At 70.5% G+C, this 19,880-nt stretch carries 18 protein-coding genes and 1 pseudogene; 10 read left to right on the top strand and 9 right to left on the bottom strand.

The window, feature by feature from the left end; genetic code table 11:
• Positions 1 to 4 precede the first annotated feature (4 nt).
• On the bottom strand, positions 5 to 742 hold the full coding sequence (locus tag MBA17_RS48300) for a class I SAM-dependent methyltransferase (protein WP_238505702.1): 738 nt from the start codon (positions 740 to 742) through the stop codon (positions 5 to 7).
• A gap of 353 nt (positions 743 to 1,095) precedes the next feature.
• Between MBA17_RS48300 and MBA17_RS48305 the strand changes: the two genes are divergently transcribed.
• The 7 genes from MBA17_RS48305 to MBA17_RS48335 all read left to right on the top strand — a co-directional run bounded on the left by MBA17_RS48305 (position 1,096) and on the right by MBA17_RS48335 (position 7,624).
• Positions 1,096 to 1,629, top strand: a complete 534-nt coding sequence (locus MBA17_RS48305) for a sigma-70 family RNA polymerase sigma factor (RefSeq protein WP_238505703.1) — start codon at positions 1,096 to 1,098, stop codon at positions 1,627 to 1,629.
• Complete coding sequence (gene rsrA / locus MBA17_RS48310; protein ID WP_238505704.1) at positions 1,629 to 1,895, top strand: mycothiol system anti-sigma-R factor; 267 nt, start codon at positions 1,629 to 1,631, stop codon at positions 1,893 to 1,895. Before MBA17_RS48305 ends, rsrA begins: the two co-directional genes overlap by 1 nt.
• 44 nt (positions 1,896 to 1,939) lie before the next feature.
• The gene (locus MBA17_RS48315; protein WP_238505705.1) at positions 1,940 to 2,884 is read left to right on the top strand and encodes an NAD-dependent epimerase/dehydratase family protein; all 945 of its coding nucleotides are present in this window, start codon (positions 1,940 to 1,942) and stop codon (positions 2,882 to 2,884) included.
• A 323-nt stretch (positions 2,885 to 3,207) separates the two neighbouring features.
• Positions 3,208 to 4,512: an HD-GYP domain-containing protein gene (locus tag MBA17_RS48320; RefSeq protein WP_455432993.1), complete on the top strand. Its 1,305-nt coding sequence runs from the start codon at positions 3,208 to 3,210 to the stop codon at positions 4,510 to 4,512.
• Entirely contained in the window at positions 4,509 to 5,783 is a 1,275-nt protein-coding gene (locus MBA17_RS48325; protein WP_238505706.1) for an HD-GYP domain-containing protein, read from the top strand. Before MBA17_RS48320 ends, MBA17_RS48325 begins: the two co-directional genes overlap by 4 nt.
• Before the next feature lie 203 nt (positions 5,784 to 5,986).
• On the top strand, positions 5,987 to 7,297 hold the full coding sequence (locus MBA17_RS48330; RefSeq protein WP_238505722.1) for an acetyl-CoA carboxylase biotin carboxylase subunit: 1,311 nt from the start codon (positions 5,987 to 5,989) through the stop codon (positions 7,295 to 7,297).
• 114 nt (positions 7,298 to 7,411) lie between these two features.
• Positions 7,412 to 7,624, top strand: a complete 213-nt coding sequence (locus tag MBA17_RS48335; protein WP_238505707.1) for a biotin/lipoyl-binding carrier protein — start codon at positions 7,412 to 7,414, stop codon at positions 7,622 to 7,624.
• A 1-nt stretch (position 7,625) separates the two neighbouring features.
• On the opposite strand, the gene MBA17_RS48340 is transcribed toward MBA17_RS48335, so the two are convergent.
• Entirely contained in the window at positions 7,626 to 8,009 is a 384-nt protein-coding gene (locus tag MBA17_RS48340) for a thioesterase family protein (protein WP_238505708.1), read from the bottom strand.
• A gap of 89 nt (positions 8,010 to 8,098) precedes the next feature.
• On the opposite strand from MBA17_RS48340, the gene bsaP reads away from it, so the two are divergent.
• Both bsaP and MBA17_RS48345 read left to right on the top strand, forming a co-directional pair.
• Entirely contained in the window at positions 8,099 to 8,224 is a 126-nt protein-coding gene (gene bsaP, locus MBA17_RS50885; protein ID WP_455432994.1) for a biotin synthase auxiliary protein BsaP, read from the top strand.
• A gap of 177 nt (positions 8,225 to 8,401) precedes the next feature.
• On the top strand, positions 8,402 to 10,117 hold the full coding sequence (locus MBA17_RS48345; RefSeq protein ID WP_238505709.1) for a serine/threonine-protein kinase: 1,716 nt from the start codon (positions 8,402 to 8,404) through the stop codon (positions 10,115 to 10,117).
• A gap of 31 nt (positions 10,118 to 10,148) precedes the next feature.
• On the opposite strand, the gene MBA17_RS48350 is transcribed toward MBA17_RS48345, so the two are convergent.
• The 5 genes and pseudogenes from MBA17_RS48350 to MBA17_RS48370 form a co-directional block, all read right to left on the bottom strand.
• Positions 10,149 to 11,795, bottom strand: a complete 1,647-nt coding sequence (locus MBA17_RS48350; protein WP_238505710.1) for an acetolactate synthase — start codon at positions 11,793 to 11,795, stop codon at positions 10,149 to 10,151.
• Positions 11,796 to 11,879: 84 nt separating this feature from the next.
• Positions 11,880 to 12,845 (bottom strand): thermonuclease family protein, encoded by a 966-nt coding sequence (locus MBA17_RS48355; protein ID WP_238505711.1) that lies wholly within the window; start codon positions 12,843 to 12,845, stop codon positions 11,880 to 11,882.
• A gap of 497 nt (positions 12,846 to 13,342) precedes the next feature.
• Positions 13,343 to 13,861: pseudogene (gene bioD / locus MBA17_RS48360) on the bottom strand (dethiobiotin synthase); the annotation flags it as partial.
• A gap of 596 nt (positions 13,862 to 14,457) precedes the next feature.
• Complete coding sequence (locus tag MBA17_RS48365) at positions 14,458 to 15,177, bottom strand: GntR family transcriptional regulator (RefSeq protein ID WP_238505712.1); 720 nt, start codon at positions 15,175 to 15,177, stop codon at positions 14,458 to 14,460.
• On the bottom strand, positions 15,174 to 16,337 hold the full coding sequence (locus tag MBA17_RS48370) for an 8-amino-7-oxononanoate synthase (protein WP_238505713.1): 1,164 nt from the start codon (positions 16,335 to 16,337) through the stop codon (positions 15,174 to 15,176). Before MBA17_RS48370 ends, MBA17_RS48365 begins: the two co-directional genes overlap by 4 nt.
• A 102-nt stretch (positions 16,338 to 16,439) precedes the next feature.
• On the opposite strand from MBA17_RS48370, the gene MBA17_RS48375 reads away from it, so the two are divergent.
• Positions 16,440 to 17,924, top strand: a complete 1,485-nt coding sequence (locus MBA17_RS48375; protein WP_238505714.1) for a sensor histidine kinase — start codon at positions 16,440 to 16,442, stop codon at positions 17,922 to 17,924.
• Between the two features lie 37 nt (positions 17,925 to 17,961).
• Here MBA17_RS48375 and MBA17_RS48380 read toward each other — a convergent pair whose 3' ends face one another.
• Together MBA17_RS48380 and MBA17_RS48385 are read right to left on the bottom strand one after the other, a co-directional pair.
• A complete protein-coding gene (locus MBA17_RS48380; protein ID WP_238505715.1) occupies positions 17,962 to 18,216 on the bottom strand; it encodes a WhiB family transcriptional regulator in 255 nt (84 codons plus the stop codon).
• Positions 18,217 to 18,499: 283 nt separating this feature from the next.
• Positions 18,500 to 19,450: a diacylglycerol/lipid kinase family protein gene (locus MBA17_RS48385; protein ID WP_238505716.1), complete on the bottom strand. Its 951-nt coding sequence runs from the start codon at positions 19,448 to 19,450 to the stop codon at positions 18,500 to 18,502.
• Positions 19,451 to 19,880: the final 430 nt, after the last annotated feature.

Below are 19,880 nucleotides of genomic sequence, written 5' to 3' on the forward strand. Positions count from 1 at the left end.
GGGGTCAACCGGCTTTCCTGGCGCTGGCGACGAGGTGGATGCCCACCGTGTCGTCGTCGTCGGGATGGGCTTCGAGCTCGGTGCGGACCAGCCAGGTCATGGCCTGGGCGTCGGCGGCGAGGACGTGGTCGACCGTCGAGGGGGACAGGACCGTGCGCGGCCGTACCCATTCCACCTCCAGGCCCACTCCGGCGAGCAGTTCGCGGAGCTGGGCGCTGGTGAAGCAGCGGGTGATGCTGCCGTCGGGCCAGGGCACGAGCATGACCTCGCCGGTCTGGCGCAGGTGGGCCCAGTAGTTCTGCTCGGCCAGGATCGCCATGCCGAGGACGAGGGAGTCGACGCAGACCAGGGCGCGGCCGCCGGGGCGCAGCACCCGGGCCACGTCGCCGATCGCGGACTCCGCCATGAGCTCGACGGACAGCGCCCGCTCCTCGGCGACCACGGCGTCGACGCTCTCGTCGGGGAGGAAGCCGAGGTCGTCGGCCCGGATCTGCCGCACGCCGTCCGGGTCGCGCAGGGTGGCGCGCCCGGCCAGCCGAAAGTCGATGACTTCTATCACACGATGTCCGGACTTGGCGGCTTGTGCGGCCCACTGACCGCCGCCTCCAGAGAGGTCCAGCACGACGGACGGCCGGGCGGGGAGCCACCGGTCGAGTTGCTCGGCGGCGACCGCGCGATAAAAGTTCCAGTACGGCCCCAGGGTTCCTGTGCCGTTCAGTTCTTCGGCCGGAATGGGCAGCACACGCGGCTCCTGGCGTCGGGTATCCGGGGTTTGGGGCTACCTACCGGTACGTATTCTTTTTCCCCGCACCGGGTCGATCGTCACCTTCTATCTTGTGGGAACAGACGATCCTCCGCGGATGTTGCAGCACGACGACGCACGATCTACTCCCGAGAGGTTGTCCGAGCATGCAAGCGCTTCTCGAACCCGGCACCCGCCCCGGTCAGCGGTTGGATCCTGCCGAGCGGGTATCCTCCGCTGAGTACGGTATCCCGCTTCGGCCGGGCACCGGTGATCTTAAGGGGGTGGGTCCCGTCCCTGCGACAGGCGCGGAGACTCTGGAGCAGCGGAGCGCTAGGTTCGAGCGCGACGTAATGCCGTATCTGGACCAGCTGTACTCTGCCGCGCTCCGGATGACCCGGAACCCAGCGGATGCGGAGGATCTCCTACAGGAGACCTTCGCCAAGGCGTTCGCGTCCTTCCACCAGTTCCAGGAGGGCACGAACCTCAAGGCATGGCTCTACCGCATTCTCACCAACACCTTCATCAACACCTACCGCAAGAAGCAGCGGGAGCCCAAGCAGTCGGGCACCGAGGAGATCGAGGACTGGCAGCTCGCACGCGCCGAGTCCCACTCGTCGGCGGGTCTGAAGTCGGCGGAGATCGAGGCGCTCGACCGCCTGCCGGACAGCGATGTGAAGGACGCTCTCGCGGCGCTGCCCGAAGACTTCCGCATCGCGGTCTATCTCGCGGACGTCGAGGGCTTCCCGTACAAGGAGATCGCCGACATCATGGGCACGCCGATCGGCACCGTGATGTCCCGGCTCCACCGTGGCCGCCGGCAGTTGCGGACGCATCTGGAGGATTACGCGCGCGAGCGCGGGCTGGTCCCGGCGGAGGGGTCCTGATGAGCTGCGGCAACCACCACGACACCGACTGCCGAGAAGTGCTGGACAAGGTCTACACCTACCTCGACGGCGAGCTCGACGCGAACAACTGCCACGACATCCGCGTGCACCTCGACGAGTGCGGCCCGTGCCTGGCGGAGTACGGCCTGGAGGAGGCGGTCAAGAAACTGATCGCCAAACACTGCGGCTGCGAGTCGGTCCCGGCCGATCTGCGGGCCAAAGTCCTCACCAGAATCGACCAGGTACGCGCCGACCTCACCGAGTGATCTCCTAGGATCTCAGTATTCACGGAGACAGGGGGGCGCGGCGCATGAGAGTGCTGGTTACCGGTGGTGCCGGCTTCATCGGGTCGAACCTCGTCGACCGTCTGCTGGCCGGCGGCAACGAGGTCGCGGTGGTCGACGACATCTCCTCCGGCGACCGGGGCAACCTGGCGGAGGCGGCCCGCCACCCGCGCTTCAAGCTGCACGCCTTCGACATCCGCGATCCGGCGCTGATCGGCCTCGCCGCCGACTTCCGGCCCGAGGTCGTCTGCCATCTGGCGGCCCAGATCAGCGTGCGCAGGAGCGTGGCCGACCCGGTCCACGACGCACGGCTCAACGTCGAGGGCACCGCGTCGGTGCTGGAGGCGGCCCGCCAGGGCGGCGCACGGAAGATCGTCTTCGCCTCGTCGGTAGCGGTGTACGGCAGGCCCGAGGTCATTCCGGTCCCCGTCGACGCGGCCACCGACCCCCGCTCGCCGTACGCGGCCTCGAAGCTGAGCGCGGAGATCTACCTGTCGGCCTACCGCGCCCTGCACGGGATCGAGTACACCACGCTGGTGCTCTCCAACGTGTACGGCCCGCGGCAGTCGCCGGAGGGCGAGGCGGGCGTCGTCGCGATCTTCACTGACGGGCTGCTGTCGGGCACTCCGACCGTGTTGTACGGCGACGGCTCGCAGACTCGCGACTACATCTACGTGGACGACGTCGTGGACGGGTTCGTCCGTGCCTGCGGCGAGCTGGGCGACGGGCGCAGGTTCAACCTGGGCACCGGGGTGCAGACCACGGACCGGCGGCTGCACAGTCTGGTCGCGGAGGCGGTCGGGGCGTGCGACGAGCCCGAGCTCGCGCCCGCGCGCCTGGGCGACCTGCCCGCGATGGCCGTCGATCCGGGACCGGCCGCCGAGGCCCTGGGCTGGAGCCCGCGCACCGACCTGGCCGCGGGGCTCAAGGCCACCGCCGAGTGGGCCAGGGGCCGGCTCTCGATTCGGTAGCTTTCATCCGGTTTGGGGTGTCCGGGCAAGTGGCGTGCGGTGACGGCTTGATTACGCTTTGCTTGCGATTCGCGGAGTTGCCCACCTCAGCGGTGTCGGCTTCGGTAGCCTGAGGTGCGAAATCGACGTGGAGGCAGCACATGTTCAAGGGTATGGCCACCCGGCTGGTGGCAGCGTTGGTGCTGTTCGCCCCGGTGCTGGTGCTGGCGAGCGCGATGAGTGCGCCTTCCGGCCTCTCCTGGACGTGAGCGCGCGCCTGTAACACCGTAAGGTGGCCGCAATTGCGTGGACTGCCGTGGTTTGCCAAGGTTTATCTGGTTGCCGTGATCGGAGTGGCGTTCGGGCTCTTCGGCCACAGCGCCCTCGTGGGGGGCCGCTTCGATCGGCTGGAGTGGCCCACCCTTCTTGTGCTGGCGTTGTTGTTCCTGGTGTGCGAGTCGGTGCCCACCCTGCTCAACGTCAAGCAGGCGGCCATCTCCGTCAGCTTCTCCGCCGCCCTGGCCGCGGTGGTGCTCGTCGGCCCGGAGGGGGCCGCGCTGGTCGGCATGACCGCCGTCTTCAGCGTGCGGCCGGGGCTGCCGCTCACCAAGAGGCTGTTCAACGGCGCCCAGTTCGCCATCTGCGGGTACGCCGCGGGGTGGACGTTCGAGCTGCTCGGCGGGCGGCCCGGGGTGCCCGACGTCGACAGGTTCGACGAGCTGATCCTGCCCTTCGCGGGGGCGGCGGGCGTCTACGTGCCGCTCAACTTCGCGCTCATCGCGGTCATGCTGTCGCTGGCCGGGCAGGTCGACCGGGTGCCGGTGCGCGGGGTGGCCCAGCTGCTCGTCTCCTACCTGGGATACGCCACGTTCGGCCTGCTGATCGCCGGGTTGTGGGCGACCGTGCAGTCGATCTCCGCGGTGCTGGTGCTGCTGCCGCTGTTCGTGGCCCGCTGGGGATTCGGGCAGTATCTCGCCCAGCAGCGCTCCTACGACGCGACGATCGCCGCGCTGTGCCAGGCCGTGGAGACGAAGGACTACTACACGCGCGGCCACTGCACCCGGGTCTCGCTGGCCTCCACGATGATCGCCGAGGAGATCGGCATGGGGTCGGAGCGGACCCGCGCGATCCGCTACGCGGGGATGCTGCACGACGTGGGCAAGCTCGGCGTGCCGACCAAGGTCCTGCAGAAGGACGGCCCGCTCACCGAGGAGGAGTACGCCGCGATCCAGCTCCATCCGATGCGCGGCCTGGAGATCGTCAGAGGAATCGACTTCCTCGACGAGGCGTTCGCCGGGATCATGCACCACCACGAGAAACACGACGGCACCGGCTATCCCATGGGGCTGGCGGCCGAGGAGATACCGGAGTTCGCCCGGATCATCGCGGTGGCCGACGCCTTCGACTCGATCACCTCCGACCGCTCCTACCGCGGGGCCAGGCCGGTTCCGGTGGCGATCGACCAGCTGCGCAAGGGGGCGGGCACCCAGTTCGACCCGGAGATGGTGACCGCGTTCATCAAGGCGGTCGAGCGGGCGGGCTGGGAGGCCCCCGGCAAGGTGCCCGCGCCGCCGTCCGGTGAGGCGGAGCCCATCGTCAAGGACCACGACGACCCGACCATGCCCATCCAGGTGGTGTCCGAGCGATGACCCCCCCGATCCGGCCATGGCGGTCACTCGACTCCGGGCAGCTCCTGCTGATCTGCATGGCGGGACTGGTCACGGTCGCCGGGGTCGCGCACACCGCCGCGGCCGGGCTGCTCGACCCGCCGATCGCGGTCGGGTTCGGCGCGCTCATCGCGACGGGCGAGCTGGCCCGGCTGACCATGCCGGGCAACCGCGAGGTCGCGCCGATCGGCACGGCCGCCGCGCTCGGCTACACGCTGCTGCTCGACATGGGAGGCCGCCAGGTCGAGCACCCCGCCCTCCAGGTCGTCGCCGTGCTCGCGGTGGGCATGCTCGCCGGGGCGTTGCCGCACCTGGCGGTGGGCCGCCCGCCGCGACTCGACGCGATGGCCCGCCGGCTGCTCACCGGGGCGCTGCTCGCCTTCGCCTTCCGGCCGCTCGCCGGGCCGCTCTTCGACCTGACCATGGGCCCGAGTATGACCTGGTCGCCCGCGCTCGGCGTGATGGCCGCGATGATCGTGCTGGCGCTGCTCACCGACATCGTGGTGGCCGCGATGCTCCGTGCCGACCAGGTCCGCGCGGCGCTGGCGGTCGCGATCCACGACGAACTGCGGATGGCCGCGCCGCTGAGCGCGGCGGTGGCCGCGTCCGGCATGCTCCTCGCCCTCGCGGCCCACAGCATGGACATGGCGGCCCTGCTCGTCTTCGCCGCGCCGCTGCTGGTCACCCAGGTCGCCTTCCGCAAGTACGCCGGGATCAGGGCGACCTATCTGCAGACCGTCCGGGCGCTGTCCCGGGTCACCGAGGTGGGCGGCTACGTCGAGCCCGGCCACTCGCGCAGGGTCAGCGTCCTCGCCGTGGCGGTCGGCAGGGAGCTGGGCATGGCCGAGTCGGAACTGCTGGAGCTGGAGTACGCGGCGCTGATGCACGACATCGGCCAGCTCTCCCTGAGCGACCCGATCCCCGGCGGGGCGACCGTCCTCACCGACAGGGACCAGGCCCGCCGGATCGCCGAGCTGGGCGCCGAGGTGATCAGGCAGACGGGCGTGCTCGGCACGGTCGCCGAAGTGGTCCGCCGCCAGTGCGAGCCCTGCGCCGACTCCCCGCCCATGGCCAGCCGGATCATCAAGGCGGCCAACGACTACGACGACCTGGTGGGCGGCTCCACCGACCGCGACCGCGCCGGCGCCGCCCTGGAACGCCTGCGCCTCGGCGTCACGGTGGAGTACGACCCCGAGGTGGTCGAGGCGATGTCGCACCTGGTGGATCGCCTCGCTCCGCTCAACCGCCTCTGACCTCCCGTTCGGCGGTCGTGAGGATCAAGTGCCCGCAAGGGTGGAGCGGGGGGCTCCGACTCTGTAGGGTTTCCACAGATCCAGAAGCTGGGAACGGTGCTAATTGGGGGAAAGGCTCGTCTGAGCACCTGTCCCAGGGTGGGAGCGTTCAGTCGCTACCGTCAACCGCTGAGGGAGAACACATAGTGTTCGAGTCCGTTCTCGTGGCGAATCGGGGTGAGATCGCGCGGCGGGTCATCCGGACTGTTCGGCGGATGGGCGTTCGGGCGATCGCCGTCTACTCCGAGGCCGATGCCGACCTGCCGTACGTGCGCGAGGCCGATGAGGCGGTCCTGATCGGGCCGGCCAATCCCGCGCAGAGCTATCTCGACGTGGCCAAGGTCATGGAGGCCGCGCGGAGCACCGGGGCGCGGGCCGTCCACCCCGGATACGGCTTCCTCGCGGAGAACGCCGGGTTCGCCCGTGCCGTGACCGCGGCCGGCATGACGTGGATCGGCCCGTCGCCGGAGGCCATGGAGCAGATGGGCGACAAGATCAACGCCCGTAACCTGATGGAGAAGGCGGGTGTGCCCGTCGCGGCGGGCAACCGGGAGCCGGTCACCGACATCGAGCAGGCGCTGATCGCCGCCGCCGAGGTCGGCTACCCGGTCATGGTGAAGACCACGGGCGGTGGCGGCGGCATCGGGATGGGCGTCGCCCGCGATGACGCGGGGCTCGCCAAGGCGTTCGACGCGGCGGCGCGCGCGGCCGCCAGGTTCGGCGGCGAGGTCGCCATCCTGCTAGAGCGTTACATCGAGCGGGCCAGGCATGTCGAGGTGCAGATCCTCGGGCTGGCCGACGGCCGGGTCCTCGCGCTGGGCGAGCGTGACTGCTCGGTGCAGCGCCGGCACCAGAAGGTCGTCGAGGAGTCGCCCTCCCCGGGCATCACCCCCGAACTGCGTGAACGCATGCTCGCGGCGGCCGTCAGAGCGGGTGAGGCGGTCGGTTATCGCGGCGCCGGCACCGTGGAGTGCCTGGTCGACGCGGAACAGCAGGACTTCGTCTTCCTGGAGATGAACACCAGGCTCCAGGTGGAGCACCCGGTGACCGAGCTGGTCACCGGCTTCGACCTGGTCGAGGCCCAGCTGCTGGTGGCGGCGGGGGAGCCGGTCGGCCCGGTGGCGGCGCCCCGGGGCCACGCCATCGAGATGCGCGTCTACGCGGAGGACCCCAAGCGTTTCTTCCCCGGCCCCGGCAAGATCGAGGTCTGGCGCGAGCCGTCCGGCGAGGGGGTGCGCGTCGACTCCGGCTACGAGGCGGGCACCACGGTCACGCCGTTCTACGACCCGCTCATGGCCAAGCTCTGCGTGTACGGCGAGACCCGTGCACAGGCGCTGGAACGTGCGCGGCTGGCGGTGGCGTCGTTCACGGTCGAAGGGCCGAAGAACAACCTGCCGTTCTGCGCGGAGCTGCTCGACCGGCCCGAGTTCGAGAGCGGCGACTACGACACCGGCCTGGTTTCGCGGATGCGCTGAGCCGGGCCTGGTTCACGAGCGGTGACCGGCGCCGCGGAGGCGACGGCGGTGACCGCGACACCCCTCCGGTGTCGCGGGCGAGCGGGACTTTGATGATTGCGATGGGAGTGGCAGATGGCTGAGGTACGCGCGGAGATGGTGGCCAACGTGTGGAAGGTCGTCGCCGCCGAGGGCGACGTCGTCGACGAGGGCGACACGCTGGTCATCCTGGAGTCGATGAAGATGGAGATCCCGGTGCTGGCCGAGGATCCCGGAGTGATCGCGCAGCTCAAGGTGGCCGAGGGCGACGTGGTCCAGGAGGGCGACCTGATCGCCGTCATCGAGTGACTCAGCGGCCCCGCCGGTTGAGGAACCGCTCGCGATCGACGACCGCCCGCTCGATGGTGCCGGTGCCCACCAGCGTGTTGTCCTTGTCGCGGGCGGTGAAACCGAAGACCAGCCGCCTGCCGTCGACCTTGGTCAGCTCGGCCGTCACCTCGATGTGCGTGCCGATCGGGCTGGCCGCCAGGTGCTCCAGCTCGACGCGGGTGCCGACGGTGGTCTGACCCGGAGCGAGATGGTCCTGCACGGCACTCACGGTCACCGACTCGGCGACGGCGAGCAGGCGGGGGGTGGCCAGCACGGGCACGTCGCCGCTGCCGATCTTCGCGGCGGTGTCCTCGCGCTCGACCATGATGAGTACGTGTCCGCGCAGACCTGGAGCGAGCGTCATGGTGGCCAGTTTAAGGTCGGTTACTGTGAGCGAGTACCGCGACCACCGCGACCACTGCGGGGTCCCGCTGGCGGAGGGGAGCACGCGGCCTGCCGGCCGTACGTTCGATGGAGCCGCCACGCTGCTGCCCCGCCCGCCGGCCCGGGATGGTCGTGCAGGTCACACCCCCAGGATGGGCGGCAAGCTGCGTGGAACACGGGATCCGAGTAGGCTAGCGGCGCCTTACCCTTTATCACCCTCTGGGCGCATCGACCCCCCATCGGGTGTCGAGGAGCGCACGTGCACACAGGGTTTCGTGACCTCGGTGTTATCTCCCCGCGATACTAATCCGCTTTGTTGGAGAACTCTGGGGTGGGAGAGGTTGAACGCGACAAGGGGGTAGCGGGGGAATCATGGTGGCCCAAGGGACGACGCTGGCGGGGCGATATCGCCTGGACGTCCGCATCGGCGCGGGCGGCATGGGCGAGGTATGGCGTGGCGAGGATGTCGTCCTCGCCCGCACGGTGGCCGTCAAGGTGCTGTTGCCCGGCCGTACCGATGATCCGGGGTTCGTGACGCGTTTCCGCGGCGAGGCCCGGGCGATGGCGACGATCAACCATCCAGGTGTCGTCGACGTCTACGACTACGGTGTGGACCAGGTGCCGGGCGCGGGGGCGCAGGTCTACCTGGTGATGAAGTTCGTCGACGGCGAGCCGCTGGACCGGCTCCTCACCCGGTTGGGGCGCATCTCGCCCGAGTCGGCGATGGAGCTGATCTCGCAGGCCGCCTCGGCGCTGCACGCGGTGCACGCGCAAGGAATCGTGCATCGCGACATCAAGCCGGGCAACCTGCTGGTGCGGGCGGACGGCACGCTGGTGCTGACCGACTTCGGCATCGCCCGCTCGGACGCGGCGAGCAGGCTGACCGACGTGGGCATGGTGCTGGGCACCGCCGCCTACTGCGCGCCCGAGCAGGCGGAGGGCGCCCCGGTGACGCCGGCGGTCGACATCTACGCGCTCGGCGTGGTGGCGTACGAGTGCGTCGCGGGCCAGCGGCCGTTCGACGGTGACACACCGGTGACGATCGCGCTCAAGCACATCAGGGAGGAGCCGCCGCCGCTTCCCGCGGACGTGCCGCTGGGCGTGCGCCGCCTGGTGGAGCGGGCCCTGTCGAAGGATCCGGCCCGCCGGTTCCCCGACGCGGCGGCGATGAGCCTGGCCGCGCAGCAGGCGGCCCACGGCGAGGCTCCGGACGCTTACGGCACGGGGCCGCCAGGCGGCTTTCTCACGCCTCTGGAGTCCCACACCCCCCAGCGGCCCCAAGAAGACGCCTACGGCACGCCTACGGGCGCTTACGGACCGCCCACGGGCAACTACTCGCAGCCGACGGATTCCTATCCGCCCCCGACCGGTCCCTACCGGGAGACGTCGTCCCCCGCTGGCCGTCCGCCGGGGCCGGGTGACCCGCATGGTCTCGACACCGTGTCAGGTCCTTCGCGCGGACGCAAGAAGGCGCCCGGCAGGAGCAGGGCCGGGGTGCTGAGCGCGGTCGCCGTGGCCGCCGTGCTGTGCGTCGGCGGCGCGGCCGTCGCCCTGGCCGACTTCGGCGAGCCCGAGCCGACGACCAACGTGGGCGCCGAGGGTGACGGCAAGCCGAACACCGAGGTCACCAGGGAGCTCGAAACCCCGAAGACCTCCCGGCCGCCCCGGCAGACGCCGAAGGCCACAAAGGTCCAGGTCCCGGTGGAGCCGGAGCCGCCGACCCCGTCGCCCACGCCCACCCGCAGGCAGTCCAAGACGCCGACTCCGACGCCGACCCCCACGCCCACTCCGACCCCGACTCCCACGCCCGCCGTGAAGAAGGCGGTTCCGCCGGTGCTCGGCCTCAACCTGGGCCAGGCCCGCTCGGTGCTGTCCCGGGCCGGTTTCCAGGTCGAAACCCATGTGAGCGGTGATCTTGAGCCCAAGGACTGCTACCTCGTCGTGCAGCAGGACCCGGGTGACGGCGTGAAACTGGAGCTGAAGAAGACCGTCTCCATCGTGGTCGACCCGGAGGCGGGCTGCGCCTCGGCCGACCCGTCGCCCACGCCCTCGTTGTCGTACAAACCCCCGTCGTCCAAACCCGCCTGAGGTGTGCGCTCCCGATCGGGGAGCGCACGGCTCAGATCCCCGTCGTGTTCCTGGGGTAGGCGACCGACGGGTCGGTGGCGATGTTGACCATGTAGGGGATGCCCGAGTCGAAGGCCCGGCGCAGCGCCGGGCCGATCTCGTCCGGTGACGTGACCAGCTCGCCGCCGCCGCCGAGCGCGGTCACCACCTGGTCGTAGCGGCACTGCGGCTGCAGCTCCGCGGCCACGTCGTAGCCGTAGATCAGCTGCATGGGGTGCTTCTCCAGCCCCCAGATGCCGTTGTTGCCGCAGATCATCACGACCGGCAGCCGGTGCCTGACCAGGGTGTCGACGTCCATCAGCGAGAAGCCCGCCGCGCCGTCGCCGAGCAGCAGCACCACCTGGGAGGACGGCCGGGCGAGCCGGGCGGCGATGGAGTATCCGAGGCCGGTGCCGAGGCAGCCGTAGGGGCCCGGGTCGAGCCAGCAGCCGGGCTGCTTCGGCTCGATGTACTTGCCCGCGTAGGAGACGAAGTCGCCGCCGTCGCCGATCACCACCGCGTCGTCGGCGAGGAGCCGGTTCAGTTCGCCGTAGATGCGCATCGGGTGGATCGGGTCGCCGCCCGCCTGGAGCAGCTCGGCGTCGCCGGTGACCGCGGCGGCGGCGGTCTCGGCCAGCCTGGTCACCCAGGGCGCGTACGCCTTGGGGGAGACGCCGGCGGTGCCGCACGCCGCGCTGAGGCTCCAGAACAGCAGGGAGAGGTCGCCGGCCGCGGTGCCCGCCGTACCGACGTGCGTGGCGAGCTGGGACGGGGCGTCGGCGAGGTGCACGACCTTGGCCAGCGGGGCGCCCTCCTTGCCGCCGAACCAGCCGTAGCCGAGGCGGAAGTCGAGCGGGGTGCCGGCGACGATCACCAGGTCGGCCTGGCCGAACGCGACGCTCCTGGCCCGGGTGACCAGCAGTTCGTGACCGGCGGGCAGGATGCCGCGGCCCTGGCCGTTGGGGACGACGGGCAGCCGCCACTCCTCGGCGAAGTCGCGGGCGGCCTCCTCGGCGCGGTCCATCCACACGTCGGAGCCGAGCACGAGCACCGGGCGCTCGGCCTCGGCGATCAGCTTGGCGATCGCGGCGACCGAGGTGGGGTCGGGTTCGAGCGGCGACGGGGTGAGCGTCTCCACCTTGTGCACGGGCGCCGGGGCGAACAGGTGGTCCATGTAGAAGTCGAGGAACACCGGGCCGCGGTGCGGGGCGATGGCGGTGCGGAAGGCGCTCTCGACGTCCTGCCCGACGTTCTCGGCGGACCCGGCGGTGAAGGAGAGCTTGCTGATCGTGTCGAACAGCGGCGGATGGTCCATCTCCTGCAACGCGCCGGAACCCCAGCGGGACTGCGGCGCGCGCCCTCCCATGATCACTACGGGGGAGCCGTTGGCGTGGGCGGTCGCGACCCCGCTGACGCCGTTGGTGATGCCGGGGCCCGCGGTCAGCACGGCCAGTCCGGGTTTTCTCGTCAGCCGTGCGGTCGCCTCGGCGGCGAAGACCGCGCTCTGCTCGTGTCGCACGTCCAGGATCGGCATCTTCTCGTGGACCGCACCGTCGTAGAGCGGGAACACGTGTCCGCCCGACAGGGTGAACATGGTGTCGATGCCATAGGCCTTGGAGACGGCGACGGCGATGTCACCTGCGTGCTTGGAAGACTCCATGCGGCGAACCTACCAGTCGGTCACATAGGGGGACAGGGCTCTTCGTGGGCCTCCTCATGCCCCGTTCTCCCCCCTGCCACACCTCTACGGCTGGGGCACCGACCAGCCCTTCTCGTGGAAGAGCGGGGCGTGTTCCGCGTTGACGAACAGGCGGTCCTCGGGGTGCGGGATGCGGAAGTAGCTCTGCGCGTGCAGCAACTCGTTCGCATTGTCGGACAGATCCAGCACGTAGCGGTCCGGGGCCCGCCGTTGCGCGAGGAAACGCAGCTCGAAGGGCTGCAGCTTGAGCGGCACCGCGCTCCACAGCCCGGAACCCGCCGCCCGCGCGTCCCGTACGGCCCGCCGCGCCCGGCCCAGGGCTCCCGTCTCGCCCAGTTCGCGCCCGCTGCCGGGAGCGGGTACGGCGGCGGCCACGGTGCCCTCCTGGCGGACGAAGGGATCGACGTTGGGCCAGATGAAGTAGGGCATGACGTGACCCGCCGCGAGGAGGCGCTCGTTGTAGGCCGGTGGCCGGGGCGGCACCTTCTGATCCCGGTTGACGTAGCTGAGCATCCTGCCGTACCGGTCGAGGATCTCGTGGGCGAACGCCAGCCTGATCTTGAAGGTCTCGGGGGTCAGGCCCTGTTCTGCGATGTCATCCGTGATCATCTTCCGGAGCGCCAGGGTGGAGTGGCCGCCGTGCTCCGCGTGGTTGGGCGCGGTCGTCGCGTCCAGCCGTGTCAGCAGCTCGGTGCGCAGGGCGGCGCGGAGCGTGAGGGGCGCGTAGCCCGCCGCGAACGGGTCGGCGAGGAAGGCGGTCCACGCCGGATGGCTGATCTTGACGAATCCCTTCGGCTGATCGGGAAGCGTCGGGTTGGCGGGCAGCTGGAAACTGACCTCGGGCGCGTCCACGCCGAGCAGGCGCACGCCGAGGTTGCCGTCGGCGGCGACGTTGATCGTGTCGCCGTCGTGCACGACGGTGCTGACCGGCTGCGGAACCCCCTTGGTCCGCGCCAGCAGGGCGTGACCCACGGTGATGCCGGGCACGGGTTGTTCGATCGCCTTGGCCATGTCTCACATCATGAGCACGGCCTGGCGATCTGTCATGGTCTGGACCCGTGATTAGAGCGTGCCGGATAGTGCCTTGGTCGGCATTTTAAGGTCGGCGCTCAAGGCCGGCGAGCAGCCCGAGGTCCTCACCGCAGCCGGAGGCTCTCCCGGAACTCCGCGGCGTCGAACCTCCCCCCGAGCGAACTGCTCAGCCCCGCCCGCGCCACCCGCGCGAAGTCGTCCCGGCCCAGGCGACCGGCTCCTTCGGGAAGCACCCCGGCCAGCGGACGCGCGGCGAGCATCTCCAGATCCGCCACATTGGACTCCTCCGCCAGCCCGGGCCCGCCGTCCTCATCCCCGGGCCCGCGGCCCTCGCCCCCTGGTCCGTCGTCGCCCCCGGGCCTGCCGTCGTCACCCCCGGGTCCGCTGTCCTCGCCCCCGGGACGTGCGGGCCGGTCGTCCAGCGGGGCACCGAGCCAGGCGGACCCGTCGTAATGGCGGGCATCCTGGCCGCCGACCGGCCAGGAGCCGATCACCACGCCGGCGGGTTCGAGGCCGCGGTTGGCCATCGCCTCCAGCGTAAGCGCGGTGTGGTTGAGCGTGCCGAGGCCGGCCCTGGCCACCACCAGGACCGGCGCCGCCAGCATCCGTGCCAGGTCCGCGATCGTGCCGCCGTCCTCGTCGAACCGGACCAGCAGCCCGCCCGCGCCTTCGACGATCACCAGCCGGTGGGTCTCCGCCAGTTCCCGGATCCGCTCGGCCGCCTCGGTCAGCGACACCGGCGGCACCCCCGCCCTGCGCGCCGCCGCGGCCGGCGACAGCGGATCGGGAAACCGGGCCAACTCGAACGTCGTCGTCACACCGGCCAGCCGGATCACCTCGTCGAGATCCCCCGCCTCGCCCGGAGCCACCCCCGTCTGCGCGGGCTTCACCACCGCCACCGACACCTGCCGCTCCAGCGCCAGCACCGCCACCGCCGCGGTGACCACCGTCTTCCCCACACCGGTATCGGTCCCCGACACCACCAGAACGCTCATTCCCCCGAGCGTAGGGGCTCGCTCCCGCCCATCACGGCGCGCCACGTTTCCACTAGGCGCCGTACGTGGCGGGGGCCTGTGGGGTCAACGCTTCTCAGGCGGAGGTGGCCGCGCGCCGCATCGGCAGGCCCGCCCATTCCCTTCGCTTCAAAACCGTGATCGTCCTCCGGTTCGAACTGTGACCGTCATTCGGGCACTACCGTGATCGTCGTTCGGTTCGAGGCCGCAGCACGGGTGTGAACCAGAGAACTCCGTCAACGGCCGGGTCGTTACGGCGCCGCGGCACAGCCGCTGGCGTGCTGTGGACCCACGGACGTCGGCTACCGGCGGTGGTTGGCGTCAACCTGGCCTGCCGTACGACATCTGTATCCGTATGGGTCGTTACGGCGCCGCGGCACAGCCGCTGGCGTGCTGTGGACCCACGGACGTCGGCTACCGGCGGTGGTTGGCGTCAACCTGGCCTGCCGTACGACATCTGTATCCGTATGGGTCGTCACGGCGCCGCGGCACAGCCGCTGGCGTGCTGTGGACCCCGCGGACGCCGGCTACAGGCGGCGGTCGGCGTCAACTGGGCTTGCCGTACGACATCCGCAGGCTCACGGTCGGTGCAGCCGGGTGATGAATTTGTAGCGGTCGCCGCGGTAGAGGGATTGGGCCCATTCGACCGGGTTGCCGTCCGCGTCGAAGGCGTGGCGGGTCAGCAGCAGCATGGGGAGGCCGACGTCGACGCCCAGGACCTGGGCGTCGTACGGTGTCGCCAGCACGGTCTCGATGATCTCCTCGGCGTCGGTCAGCCGCACGCTGTAGGCGTTGTGCAGGGTCTCGTACAGCGAGGAGTGTCCTTCGAGCTCCCGGCGCAGGCGGGGGAAGCGCCGCGCCGACAGGTGGGTCGTGTCGATGGACATCGGCTCCCCGTTGGCCAGCCGCAGCCGGTGGATGCGCAGGATGCGGCCCCCGGGGTTGATGCCGAGGCGGCGGGCGAGGGTCTCCTCGGCGGTCGTGTAGCTGATGTCGAGGATCTTGGTATCGGGTTCGAGGCCGACGGTGCGCAGGTCGCCGGTGTAGGACGTGAGCTGGAGGACCTGGGCGACCTTGGGCTGCGCGACGAAGGTGCCCTTGCCCTGGATGCGCACGAGCCGGCCTTCGACGACCAGCTCGGTGAGCGCCTGGCGGACGGTGGTGCGCGAGGTCTCGAAGCGCACGGCGAGCGCGCGTTCGGGCGGGAGAGCGCTGCCGGGCGGCAGGCTCTTCGTCAGCTCCAGCAGGCTCCGTTTGACGTCGTAGTATTTCGGAACCCGAGGGGGATCTTCTGTCACGCGTTCACCTTCGTCTCGGCCACGGCGGTGAGCGCGACTCTGATCACCGCGAGATCATCGGAACTCAGATTGGCCCGCGCGGTCAACCGCAGGCAAGAGCGACCTGCGGGGACGGAGGGCGGGCGGAAGCATCCGACGCGCACCCCGTGCTCCGCACAGGTCGCGGCCCCCCCGAGAGCGAGATGCGGGGGGCCGAGCACGACGGGGACGACCGCTCCCGCCGGTTCGCCGGTCTCAAGGCCAAGAGCGGTGGCCACGGCGGCCAGCTCCCTGGCCCTGCTCCTGACACGTTCCGGCAGCTCGGGCTGGCTACGCAGGATATCCACCGCGGCGAGTGCCGACGCCACGCAGGCTGGGGCGAGCCCCGTGTCGAAGATGAACGCGCGACCGGTGTCCACAAGGGTGTCCACGAGCTCCGGCGCGGCGAGAACGGCTCCGCCCTGGGAGCCCAGCGACTTGGAGAGTGTGAGCGTTCTCACAACGGTGGGCTCGGCGGCGAGGCCGGCGGCGTGGACCGCGCCCTGCCCACGGGGGCCGATCACGCCGATCGCGTGCGCCTCGTCCACGATGAGCAGCGCGCCCTGCCGCAGCGTCGCCTCGTGCAGGGCCGCGAGGGGCGCGAGGTCGCCGTCCACGGAGAACACCGCGTCGGTCACCACCACGGCGTGCTCCTCACTGCGGTCGGCCAGCGCCTTCTCGACGGCCTCGACGTCCTTGTGCGGGGTGACCACCACCCGGGAGCGCGACAGACGGCAGGCGTCCACGATCGAGGCGTGGTTGCCCGCCTCGGAGACCACCAGGGCGTCCTTGCCGAAGGTCGCGACGGCCGCGAGGTTGGCCAGGTAACCGGAGGAGAAGACCAGGGCGCCCGGCGCCTCGGTGAACGCGCACAGCGCGTCTTCCAGTTCGGCGTGCAGCCGGGTCGAGCCGGTGACCAGCCGGGAGCCGGTCGAGCCGGTGCCCCAGCGGTGGACGGCGTCGGCGGCGGCCCTGGCCAGCCGCGCGTCCCTGGCCAGCCCCAGGTAGTCGTTCGAGGCGAGGTCGATGAGGCCGTCGTCGTCGGGGGTGCGGGGGCGGAGCAGGCGCTTGAGTCCCGCTTCCGCGCGGGCGGCGGCGGCGGCGCGGAACCTGGCCAGGGGGTCTGTCGAACTGGGCTGCATACCGGGCATCTTCGCAAGTGCGGTGCGTGAAGTCCGCAGAAGGGTCGGCGAATCGTGTGCGCCGGTTTGTTCGGCGGGCCCTTGAGCACGCATGATGCACAGGTGCCGACACTCAGCGACCTGGCGGTCAGCCACACGGAACTCGATGCCACGGACCTCGACTGGATGCATTCCCTGGTCTCCGACTGGCAACTGCTTGCCGATCTCTCCTTCGCCGACCTGATCCTCTGGGTGCCGGTGCGCGAGGGAACCGGCTGGATCGCCGTCTCGCAGATGCGGCCGACCACCGGCCCGACCGTCTACCACCACGACGTGGTCGGCTCGGTCGTGGCCAAGGACGAGCGCCCGCTGATCGACACGGCGTGGAACGAGCGGCGCATCTGCCGGGAGGGCGATCCCGACTGGTCGAGCGGGGTGCCGGTGCGCGAGGAGACGATCCCGGTACGGCGTCCGGCCGACACCCCCTCGGGCCGTTTCCTCGGCGTGATCCAGCGCTCGACGAACCTCTCCTCGGCCCGCACGCCGTCCCGGCTGGAGCTGACCTACCTGCAGAGCGCCTCCGACCTGGCCCAGATGGTGGCCGAGGGCCGGTTCCCGTTCTCGGGGGAGGAGCCGATCCTGGTCCGTTCTCCCCGGGTGGGAGACGGGTTGCTGCGGCTCGACCGGGCGGGGCGGGTCACCTATGCCTCGCCCAACGCGCTGTCGGCCTACCGGCGGCTGGGGCTGAACGCCGATCTGGTCGGGGCCGAGCTGGGGAAGGTCACGGCCGCGCTCTGCTACGGCGACGAGCCGGTGGACGAGTCGCTGATGATCGTGGCGAGCGGCCGGGCGCCGAGGGAGACCGAGGTGGAGTCGGGTGGCACGATCGTCCAGCTCAGGGCCATTCCGCTGATCGTCGGCGGCGGGCGGATCGGCGCTCTCGTGCTGATCAGGGACGTCACGGAGCTGCGCCGCCGCGAGCGGGAGCTGATGACCAAGGACGCCACGATCAGGGAGATCCACCACCGGGTGAAGAACAATCTGCAGACCGTCGCGGCGCTGCTCAGGTTGCAGGCCAGGCGGTTGCAGGTACCGGAGGGGCGGGAGGCGCTGGAGGAGGCGGTACGGCGGGTCGGTTCGATCGCCATCGTGCACGAGACGCTGTCGCACGCGCCCGAGGAATTCGTCGACTTCGACGACATCGCCGATCGGGTGATCGCGATGACGGGCGAGGTGTCCTCGGCGGAGGTCCCGATGACCAAGCCCCGGCGAACGGGGACCTTCGGGGTGTTGCCGGCGGCGATCGCCACTCCGCTGGCGATGGTGCTCACCGAGCTGCTGCAGAACGCGGTGCAGCACGGCTTCGCCTATCGGAGCGGGAAACTCCAGGTGATCGTGTCACGTGGCCAGGAGCGGCTCGACGTGCTCGTCTCCGACGACGGGAAGGGACTGCCCGAGGATTTCGATCTGGAGTCCTCGACAAGTCTCGGCCTGCAGATCGTCCGCACGCTCGTCGTGGGGGAACTCTCCGGGCGGCTCACCGTTGAGCCGCGCCAGGGAGGTGGCACCGAGGTCAGTCTGGTCGTGCCGTTGCCCGCACCCCAGTGATCATCCCCAGGGGGCATCCTGGGGACGTGATGGGTGCTCAGACGTTGGCGCGGGCACGGGCGCGGGCGCTGCGACGCTTCAGGGCGCGACGCTCGTCCTCGCTCAGGCCGCCCCAGACGCCGGCGTCCTGCCCCGACTCCAGGGCCCACTTCAGGCACGATTCGTTGACCGTACACTGACGGCAGACCTGCTTGGCTTCTTCGATCTGCGACAGAGCGGGCCCGGTGTTGCCGATCGGGAAGAACAGCTCGGGGTCCACGTCACGGCAGGCAGCGCGGTGGCGCCAGTCCATGCGTTCCACTCCTTCGTAAGGTGGAGCCTTCGTAAGCTCCGTGGCGGGGTACTTTGTGAAGAGTTTCACTAGCTCACGCGAACAGTTCCCGGGTCAGGTTCGGCTCGGGGATCCGTTCGGAGATCGCCGGGGAGCCTTGTCAGCGGGGTGCCGCCTCAAAGGTCCTACGTTCCGACGTCAATCCTGAGATTGTCAGCCACGCTCTGTGCACGCAAGGGGTTTGGCCGGAACTTTTGGGCCTTATGGATGTCGGATGCGTCACACTATGACCGAATGTAACCGACTAGACCAGAACTTGTAACGCATTCGGGATAGAGCGGAAGGTCACCCGCTCGCGTTCTCCCAGGTAGTCGCCATCCAGCTGGAACGCCGCAGGTCGGGTCGCCGTCAGCGTGAATTCCGCCTCGTCATGGAGCTGGACCAGGTCCCTGCCGCTCGGCAGCGTCTCCCGATCGCCCAGGATCTGGGGGATGACGTGCAGCATCGCCGGGAGTCCCATCCGCTGCAGACCGAGCAGATCGAGGCCCGTCTCGAAGCCCGCCCACGGGGTCGGATGGACGGGCCGGTTGCCGATATAGCTCCAGGGTGTGGTATTGGACACGATCGCCATGTAGACGTGCGGAGCCTTCGGGATGCCCGGGCCCTCGATGGTCATCGCCGCCTGGCGACGGTCGGTCATGAAGAAGTGGCGCACGGCCGTCGCGACGTAGCGGCCGGGTGTGGCCCGGAGCCCCGCTCCCCGAAGCCCTTCCACCGCCCGGATGACCTCCGCGTCGTACCCCATCCCAGAGCAGAAGGTGAAATAACGGCTTTCGCCCTCCCACAGCGCCTGCCCCAACCCCACGACCCGTCTGCGCCCCTCCCGCAACGCCTCCAGCGCCGCCCCGGTGGCCTCCACCGGCTCGTTGGGCAGCCCGAGAGCCCGTGCGAACACGTTCGCGCTGCCGCCGGGAATCACGATCAGCCCCGGCCGCCCCGCCGCCCCGCTCTCGGCGACGTCGAGCGGGGCCAGCAAGCCGTTCACGGTCTCGTTGATGGTCCCGTCCCCGCCCAGCACGGCCACCAGGTCGAAGCCCTTCGCGTGCGCCGTCGCCGCCAGCGCCGCCGCGTGCCCCCGATACGCCGTCTCCTCCACCACGAGATCGACGGCCGCCCCCAGCGCCCGGATCAACACATCCCGCGTACGGTAATTCGTCGTCGTCGCCTTGGGGTTGACCAGCAACATGCCACGCATCCCGCCAGCGTAACCCCCGCCCCGCGGCGACGGGCGGCGAACGTACGGCACAGCCGACCCGGCGCCCGGCGCCGTAGCCGCCGGGGGTCCGCGGACCCATGGCACTCCAGCGGTTGTGGCCGGCCGCCGCGACACCGACCCGCCGGCCATCCCCGTTGGTTCACACCCACCGGCTCACACGTATCGGCTCGCCCTTATCGGCCGGCACCCGGGCACCTCGTGCCTCGTGCTGCCTCGTGCCTCCTGATGGCCGGGCGGCCTCAGCGGGACGACCTCAGCCGCTCCTGGGCGAACGAGCGGATTTCGGCGTTCTCCGCGGCGGCGGCATGCTCCAGCGGGTTCGTGTCGCCCCCGGCGAGGTTCGCCGCGGCTGCGGCGGCGAACAGGCGGGTGGTCAGGTCGTCGCCTTCGAGGCGTGCGATGACCTCGC

Origin of the sequence: Dolomitihabitans soli (assembly GCF_022213955.1) — a bacterium.
Lineage (GTDB): Bacteria > Actinomycetota > Actinomycetes > Streptosporangiales > Streptosporangiaceae > Streptosporangium_A > Streptosporangium_A soli.

What these genes read in the sequence shown, in the direction of transcription:
- MBA17_RS48340 (WP_238505708.1), bottom strand. Translation starts at nt 8,009, where the DNA reads ATGACGCTCGCTCCAGGTCTGCGCGGACACGTACTCATCATGGTCGAG.
- MBA17_RS48370 (WP_238505713.1), bottom strand. Translation starts at nt 16,337, where the DNA reads ATGCAGCCCAGTTCGACAGACCCCCTGGCCAGGTTCCGCGCCGCCGCC.
- MBA17_RS48315 (WP_238505705.1), top strand. Translation starts at nt 1,940, where the DNA reads ATGAGAGTGCTGGTTACCGGTGGTGCCGGCTTCATCGGGTCGAACCTC.
- rsrA (WP_238505704.1), top strand. Translation starts at nt 1,629, where the DNA reads ATGAGCTGCGGCAACCACCACGACACCGACTGCCGAGAAGTGCTGGAC.
- MBA17_RS48380 (WP_238505715.1), bottom strand. Translation starts at nt 18,216, where the DNA reads ATGGACTGGCGCCACCGCGCTGCCTGCCGTGACGTGGACCCCGAGCTG.
- MBA17_RS48325 (WP_238505706.1), top strand. Translation starts at nt 4,509, where the DNA reads ATGACCCCCCCGATCCGGCCATGGCGGTCACTCGACTCCGGGCAGCTC.
- MBA17_RS48345 (WP_238505709.1), top strand. Translation starts at nt 8,402, where the DNA reads ATGGTGGCCCAAGGGACGACGCTGGCGGGGCGATATCGCCTGGACGTC.
- MBA17_RS48355 (WP_238505711.1), bottom strand. Translation starts at nt 12,845, where the DNA reads ATGGCCAAGGCGATCGAACAACCCGTGCCCGGCATCACCGTGGGTCAC.
- MBA17_RS48335 (WP_238505707.1), top strand. Translation starts at nt 7,412, where the DNA reads ATGGCTGAGGTACGCGCGGAGATGGTGGCCAACGTGTGGAAGGTCGTC.
- MBA17_RS48385 (WP_238505716.1), bottom strand. Translation starts at nt 19,450, where the DNA reads ATGCGTGGCATGTTGCTGGTCAACCCCAAGGCGACGACGACGAATTAC.
- MBA17_RS48350 (WP_238505710.1), bottom strand. Translation starts at nt 11,795, where the DNA reads ATGGAGTCTTCCAAGCACGCAGGTGACATCGCCGTCGCCGTCTCCAAG.
- MBA17_RS48305 (WP_238505703.1), top strand. Translation starts at nt 1,096, where the DNA reads ATGCCGTATCTGGACCAGCTGTACTCTGCCGCGCTCCGGATGACCCGG.